The sequence below is a fragment of the Micromonospora sp. NPDC049900 genome, from assembly GCF_044461025.1.
Lineage (GTDB): Bacteria > Actinomycetota > Actinomycetes > Mycobacteriales > Micromonosporaceae > Micromonospora.
The window spans coordinates 143,796-150,999 of record NZ_JBITKM010000014.1; the positions used below are offsets into that span (position 1 = coordinate 143,796).

The following is a 7,204-nucleotide window of genomic DNA, read 5'->3' on the forward strand; positions in this document are numbered from 1 at the left end:
CGTGACCCCGCGTCGCTCGATCTCGGGCAGCGCCGCCCGAGGCCGTCCGGCACGTCGCCATCCTCGCGCATCTGTACTAAGGGCGGTGGTGGCCTGGGACGGATCGTCGGTCAGCGCGGGCGGCGACTCATCTGCGGGCGGTCCGGGACGGGGGAGCGCTGCCGCCCTGCGGGGCCTCGGTGGACATCAGGTCCACGATCGCCTTCCGGTCGGCGGCAGACGGCAGACCCCAGTCCGGCTGGTAGCCGTACACCTCGCGCAGCGGGGTCGAGCTGGTACGGCCGCCGAGGATCTCGACGGAGTCGGCGTCGATGAGACCGGGGTGTTCCACCCCGCATGCCTCGGCCACCTTCATCAGGTCGCGGCGCAGGGTCTTGATGTAGTGCGCGGCGCGCTCGGCCTTCGACGTGGGGTCCAGACCTCGGGCGAGCCAGGCGTTCTGGGTGGCGACACCGGTCGGGCAACTGTCGTCGTGGCACTTCTGCGCCTGGATGCAGCCGATCGCCAGCATCGCCTCCCGGCCGACGGCGAGCATGTCGCAGCCGAGCGCGAACGCGACCACCGCGTTGTCGGGCAGGCCGAGCTTGCCGGCGCCGACGAAGACCACCTGCTCGTGCAGGCCGCGCTCGGCGAAGATCGGGTAGACCCGGGCGAAGCCCTGCTGGAACGGCAGTGACACCGAGTCGGTGAAGATCATCGGTGCGGCGCCGGTGCCGCCCTCGCCGCCGTCGACGCTGACGAAGTCGACGCCCCGGTCGGTGTCCCGCATCAGGTCGGCCAGCTCGGTCCAGAACCCCAGGTCGCCGACGGCGGACTTGATGCCGACCGGCAGGCCGGTCTCGGCGGCCAGCAGCTCCACCCAGTCCAGCAGGCTGTCGCAGTCGGAGAACTCGGCGTGCCGGGACGGGCTCACGCAGTCCCGGCCGACCGGGATGCCCCGGGTCTCGGCGATCTCCGCGGAGACCTTCGCCGCCGGCAGCAGCCCGCCGAGGCTCGGCTTGGCACCCTGGCTGAGCTTGATCTCCAACGCCCGGACCGGGTTGGCGGCCACCACGTCCTTGAGCCGGGCCAGGTCGAACCGGCCCCGGTCGTCGCGGCACCCGAAGTACGCGGTGCCGATCTGGAGGATCAGTTCACCTCCGTTGCGGTGGTACGGCGACACCCCGCCCTCGCCGGTGTTGTGCAGGCAACCGGCGAGCGCCGCGCCCCGGTTGAGTGCCTCGACGGCCCGGCCGGACAGTGAACCGAAGCTCATCCCGCTGATGGTCACCACCGACTGGGGCCGGAAGGCGCGGGCTCGACCCCGGGCGGCCCCGAGCACCTTGGCGACCGGCAGCCGTACGTCGTGGCCCATGGTCGGGATCGACGGGGGCACCGGCCGCCCGAACGTGCGGTGCTTGATGATCGGATAACCGGCGGTGTACTCGATGTCGTTGTCGGTGCCGAAACCGAAGTAGTTGTTCTCCTGTTTCGCCGAGGCGTACACCCAGCGGCGCTGGTCGCGGGTGAACGGGCGTTCCTCGTTGTTGCCGGCGACGATGTACTGCCGCAGCTCCGGCCCGATCGACTCCAACAGGTAGCGTGCCCGGCCGAGCACCGGGAAGTTGCGGCGCAGCGCGTGTTCGCGTTGGAGCAGATCGCGTGCGGCGAGCGCGGCGAGCGCGGCGACGGCGGCGGGTACGGCGTGACGAGCCCATCTCATCCCGCCACACTTTCCGACTCCGGGCCAGGTCAAACGTCCCGGCGGCGCAGCCGGGTCCGCCCGCGCCGGTCGACCTCCCGGCGCGGACTCAGCCGCGGACCAGGGACTGCCGCACCACTCCGCCGACGATGGCGCACCAGGTGCCGGTGTCGACGGTGCCGGTGCGGGGCAGGTGGTGCAGCGCCTGGAGATCGCGGACCGCCCGTCGGGTCGGCGCGTCGAGCACTCCCGTCGGCGTCACGTCCGCGTACCCCTTGACGGCGAGCAGGTCCTGCGCGGCGGTGACCGGCAGGCCGACGCTGCGTCGGTCCAGGTCCGGGGCGAGGGTCTCCCAGGTGGCGGCGGTCAGCGTGGCGTCGACGTCGACCGGCAACCCCTGGCGGGCCTGCCAGTCCTGCACCGCCGTCACGGTGGCCGGGTCGAAGGTGCCGGTCGGCGCGACCGGGTAGCCGTGGTGGGCGAGCAGGTACTGCGCCACCCGGACGGTCGGGGCGTTGACGAAGCGCCACACATCCGGCCAGCGGCGGGCCGGCACGTCGCGCCGCCGCGTGCCCAGGACCCGGAAGACCTGGCGGCGCAGCATCGGGAACTGCCGGTAGAAGGCCGCGCCGGGACACTGGGTGGTGCGGAAGTCCCAGTGTCCGAAGATGTCGTGCGCGTGCAACCCGTACCGGCGGCAGACGGCCACGCAGAGCCGCACCAGTGAGTCCAGCAGCGCGGTCGGCGGGGTCTGGTCGACGTACGTGCCCTCGTTCTCGATGCCGATGGCCCGGCCGTTCTCGCCGGGACAGTGCGCGGCGACCATCTGCCGGTCACCGGCCCGCAGCCGGTCCAGACTGCCGTGCCGGCCCTCCAGGACGTACCCGCCCCGGCTGACCGTGAAGTGCTGGCCGGTGTCCGACCAGCCGTTGCCGTCGACGTGCAGGTCCTGGCACTCCCGGGCGAGCGCGACCGCCCGTTCCCGCGAGTGGTCGGTGACGTTGGGGAAGGCCATGTGGTGCACGATGATCTTGTTGGTGGGCGTCGCGCTGACCGACAGCGGACCGGTCGGCGGGCGGGCGCCCCACTCGTCGCAGCCGATGATCCAGTCCAGGTCGTCGCCCGCCCGGGCCGGTGCGGGGCGGGCGAGGCCGGTCCCGACGACGGCGACCGTGGCGGCGCCCAGGCCCGCGCGCAGCATCGTCCGGCGGTCCCACTCGGTGTGCTCGCTAGGCATGGTGTCTCCTCCGGGACGGCGCGTCCGAAAACCAGCTCCATCAACTGCTGTTGAGATGGAGGATATTGCCATCACCGTGGTTGATGCCAGAGGTCGACGCAGGTCGACATCCGCACGCGCCCACACCGCTCGTGCGGCGGGTGTTGACCCGAGGTGCTACCCCTGACGACGTGTCCGAGACCGACCATCGCGCCCCGTCCGTCCGGCGATCCGGTGGCGACCCCGTCGATCGGACGAGCCGCCGGGCGGCCACCCGGCCGACGACGGCACCTGTCGGGCGGATGATCCCGTCGCCGCGTACGGCGACAATGGGCGGCGTGCCCACCCTCACGCTGGGCGGAGCGCGGGGAGCGGCGACATGAGCGGATGGCAGGTTCCCGGATACACCCTGGTCCGGCGTCTCGGTGCCGGCGCGTCCGGCGCCGTCGACCTCGCCGTGCACGACGCCACCGGCACCCCCGTAGCCATCAAGTACCTGACCGGTCAGCTCCACGACGAGCTGTTCCGGTACGCCTTCCGGGACGAGGCCCGACTGCTGGCCGAGATCGACGACCCGTACGTCTGCCGCCTCTACGAGTACGTCGAGGCACCCGACGGCGCGGCCATCGTGATGGAGTTGGTGAACGGCGTCTCCCTGCGCCAGATGCTGCGCGCACAGGGACCCACCACACCGGAGTCGGCGCTCTGTGTCCTCAAGGGATCATTGGCCGGGCTGGCCGCCGCCCACGCGCACGGGGTGGTGCACCGCGACTACAAGCCGGAGAACGTGCTCGTCACCGCCGAGGGCACCAGCAAGCTGGCGGACTTCGGCATCGCCATGCCGGTCGGCGCCGAATCCGGTGGCAGCGTCACCGGCACCCCGCGTTACATGGCCCCCGAGCAGTGGACCGGCGCCCCCGCCGAACCGGCGTGCGACATCTACGCCGCCACCGCGACCTTCTTCGAGTGCCTGACCGGCCGTCCCCCGTACGACGGGGGCGACCTGGCCACCCTGCGCCGACAGCACGCGCGTGCGCCGATCCCCACCGACGGAGCCCCGCGACCGGTGCACGGGTTGCTGCGGCACGGCATGGCCAAACGTCCCGCCGACCGGCCGCAGCCCGCCCGGGTCTTCCTCGCCGTCCTGGAGGAGACGGCCGTCGGCGCGTACGGGGCGGACTGGGAGGAACGCGGGCTGCGCGAGCTGGCACAGCGGGCCGCGCTGCTGGCCGCCCTGTTCCCCTTCCCGGACGGCGGCGGCGGGGCCGTCAGCGTGGCCACCACCGCGCTCGGCGCGACCGGCACCGACCAGGGCTCGCGCGGCCGGTCGCCGTCGCGGCGGACCGGTCGGGCCCGGGCCGCGCTGGTCGGTGGTGGCCTGGTGACGGCGATGCTGGTCGGCGGCGCCGGACTCGGCTACGCGATGGAGGAACCGCCGGTGCCGACCGGTGCGGCGTCCGAGGTGACCACCGACCTGACCGGGTCACCCGCACCGACCGAGGCGGTGCCGACCGGCACGCCCACGCCCGGCCCCACCGCCACCCCGACGTCCGTCCCGCCGCCCACCCCGACCGGCGGCACCGCCACGACCGCGCCGACCGGGTCGCCGACGCCCACCGGCGATCCCGCCCCGCCCACCGGGGACCCGTCACCGTCGGCGAGCACCAGCCCCGCGCCGCCACCGGACGTCACCGCGCCCACCGTGGGTCGGGTCGCCGCGAGCCCGACCACCCTCGATCCCGCCGGATGCCCGTACGGGCCGACCGCGAGCACCGTCACCGCACTCGTGCAGGACGACCGTGCGGAAGCGGACGACCTGCGGGTCCGCTTCCGCTACACGATCGAGAAGCAGTCGTACGAGCGACGCATGGACCCGGTCGACGGCAGCCGCTTCCGGGGCGTACTCGCGGACCTGCCCCGCCCCGCGAACACCATCCGGATTCCGGTGACGGTGGTGGCGACCGACGCCGCCGGCAACAGCACCACCGGTGACCCGACCTACGTCACCCTCTACTCCTTCTGCACGCCGGGCTGACCGGGCGCGCCCACCACGACGACCCGGGAGAGCCACCGTGACCCAGCCCGACGAGCCGACCCACGCCCTACCCCGACCGGTGTCGCCGCCCTGGACCCCGCCGCCTCCGAGCGGCGAGCCGACGATCCACCTGGACGCCACCGAGGCGACCGTGCACCTGGGCGCTGCCGAACCGACGGCCGACCTCGGTCGCACCGAGGCGGCGAACGCGACTGCTGCCGCGACCGCGCGGGGCGGTGCGCTCGCGGCACCGACCACCGGACCCGGCGGTGAACTGCGTTTCGGTCCCGGCGTACCGGCCGCGCCGCCGTCGGCGCCCGCGTGGCCGGCAGGCGTTCCGGCACCGCGCCGCAGGTCGCTGTGGCGTCGGTCGGTGTCGGTACTGTCCACTCTGCTCACCCTGGTGCTGCTGGTCGCGGTCGGGTTCTGGATCTGGCAGCGGCTGAGTCCCCTGGAGATCAGCGGCGTGAGCGTCGCCGTGCCCGAGCCGGCGGGACAGCGGTGCGACGTCACCGTCGACGTGGTCGCCACGGTACGCACCAACGGCCGCCCGGGCACCGTGAAGTACCAGTGGCTGCGGTCCGGGAGCGCCCCGGGCGCCCTGCTGACCGAGCGGGTCGGCCCGGGGCAGCGGACCGTGGAGCTGACCCTGCGGTGGACGTTCAGCGGGGTCGGCAGCACCACCGAGACGGCCACGGTGAATGTCGTCTCGCCGTCGTCGGCGCAGGCGGTCACCGAGGTGGCGTACTCCTGTCCGGGCTGACGGCCGGACGCTCGGCACGTTTCTCGCGCGGCGCTCCGGGGTAGGTCGGGCCGGACGAACCGATCGCCCGCGCAAAGGACCAACGGATGCGAGACAACTTCGGCGACGCGGTGGGGGACACCCTCCGCGCCATACTCCTCTTCCTTCCCAAGGCCGTCGCCTTCGTGGCGATCCTGGTGGCCGGCTGGCTGATCGCCAAGGCGGTGCTCAAACTCGTCGGTCGGCTGTTGGAGCGCGTCGGCTTCGACCGGGCGGTCGAACGCGGCGGCATCCGTCGGGCGCTGGCCCGTTCCCGGTACGACGCCAGCGACATCGTGGCGAAGCTCGCGTACTACGGGATCCTGCTGCTCACCCTCTACCTGGCGTTCGGTATCTGGGGACCGAACCCGATCTCCGACCTGATCGCCGGAGTCATCGCCTGGCTGCCGAGGGCCTTCGTCGCCATCGTCATCGTGGTGGTCGCCGCCGCCATCGCCAGCGCCGTCAAGGACCTGATCTCCGGTGCGCTCGGCGGGCTCTCGTACGGCCGGCTGCTGGCCACCATCGCCTCGGCGTTCATCCTCGGGCTCGGCATCATCGCGGCGCTGAACCAGATCGGCGTGGCCACCGCCGTCACCACCCCGGTGCTGATCGCGGTGCTCGCCACCGTCGGCGGCATCCTCGTCGTCGGGGTCGGCGGCGGGCTGATCCGTCCGATGCAGAACCGCTGGGAGTCCTGGCTGTCCCGGGCCGAGGCGGAGTCGCGGACCATCGCCGAGCACGCCCGCGCCTACTCCGCCAACCGCCGCGAGCGTGAGGAGCAGGCCGCCCGGGAACGTGAGGCACGGGCCGCTCGCGAGCGCGAGGAGCAGGCGGCCCGCGAGCGCGAGGAGCAGCGGATCGCCGCCGAGCGGCGGCTGGCCGAGTCGGCGGCGGCACCCGTACCGCCCGGCGGGGCGACCTTCGGTGCGCCGGCCGCCGACCCGCCGCCCGCGACGCCGGTGTTCGCGACCGGGACGTCGGCGGGTACGCCGCTGTCGGACGACCCGGAGGCGACCCAGATCGTCACCCCGCCCCACGTCGACACCGACCCCACCACGATGCTGCCGCGCCAGTCGGCGGCGGGCCCGGACGACGACCCCGACGCCACCACCGCGTTCCCGCGTCAGTCGGCGGCGGACTCCGACGACCCGGAGGCCACCACGGCGTTCCCGCGCCAGCAGCCGGTCGACGACGATCCGGACACCACGACCGCGTTGCCGCGCCAGTCCGCCGCGACGACTGATGATCCGGACACCACCCAGGTCACGTCGACCGGCCCGGACGTGCCGTCGCCGCGGGCGGCGGCCGACGACAGCGAGTCGACGATCATCCTGCCGAAGAACGACGGCCCGTCCGGGCGCTGACCCGACGGCGTCACCTCGCGGGGGGGGGGGGGGCGGGGCCCCCCCCCCCCCCCCCCCGGCGGGGGCCCCCGGGGGGGGGGGGGGGGCGGGGGGGGCGGCCCCGCCCCAAACCCCCAAAACAAGG

4 protein-coding genes and 1 pseudogene are annotated in these 7,204 nt (G+C 73.8%); 3 read left to right on the forward strand and 2 right to left on the reverse strand.

Going from position 1 to position 7,204, the window contains the following annotated elements; translation table 11 throughout:
- Positions 1-127: 127 nt before the first annotated feature.
- Both ACIBMZ_RS25110 and ACIBMZ_RS25115 read right to left on the reverse strand, forming a co-directional pair.
- Entirely contained in the window at positions 128-1,702 is a 1,575-nt protein-coding gene (locus tag ACIBMZ_RS25110; RefSeq protein ID WP_396697783.1) for a glutamate synthase-related protein, read from the reverse strand.
- 88 nt (positions 1,703-1,790) lie between these two features.
- The gene (locus ACIBMZ_RS25115; protein ID WP_396697785.1) at positions 1,791-2,918 is read right to left on the reverse strand and encodes an N-acetylmuramoyl-L-alanine amidase; all 1,128 of its coding nucleotides are present in this window, start codon (positions 2,916-2,918) and stop codon (positions 1,791-1,793) included.
- A gap of 358 nt (positions 2,919-3,276) precedes the next feature.
- On the opposite strand from ACIBMZ_RS25115, the gene ACIBMZ_RS25120 reads away from it, so the two are divergent.
- The 3 genes and pseudogenes from ACIBMZ_RS25120 to ACIBMZ_RS25130 all read left to right on the forward strand — a co-directional run.
- On the forward strand, positions 3,277-4,932 hold the full coding sequence (locus tag ACIBMZ_RS25120; protein ID WP_396697787.1) for a protein kinase: 1,656 nt from the start codon (positions 3,277-3,279) through the stop codon (positions 4,930-4,932).
- Between the two features lie 37 nt (positions 4,933-4,969).
- Positions 4,970-5,695: a hypothetical protein gene (locus ACIBMZ_RS25125; RefSeq protein ID WP_396697789.1), complete on the forward strand. Its 726-nt coding sequence runs from the start codon at positions 4,970-4,972 to the stop codon at positions 5,693-5,695.
- Positions 5,696-5,781: 86 nt separating this feature from the next.
- Positions 5,782-6,564: pseudogene (locus tag ACIBMZ_RS25130) on the forward strand (hypothetical protein); the annotation flags it as partial.
- Between the last annotated feature and the right edge of the window lie 640 nt (positions 6,565-7,204).

What these genes read in the sequence shown, in the direction of transcription:
- ACIBMZ_RS25120 (WP_396697787.1), top strand. Translation starts at nt 3,277, where the DNA reads ATGAGCGGATGGCAGGTTCCCGGATACACCCTGGTCCGGCGTCTCGGT.
- ACIBMZ_RS25110 (WP_396697783.1), bottom strand. Translation starts at nt 1,702, where the DNA reads ATGAGATGGGCTCGTCACGCCGTACCCGCCGCCGTCGCCGCGCTCGCC.
- ACIBMZ_RS25115 (WP_396697785.1), bottom strand. Translation starts at nt 2,918, where the DNA reads ATGCCTAGCGAGCACACCGAGTGGGACCGCCGGACGATGCTGCGCGCG.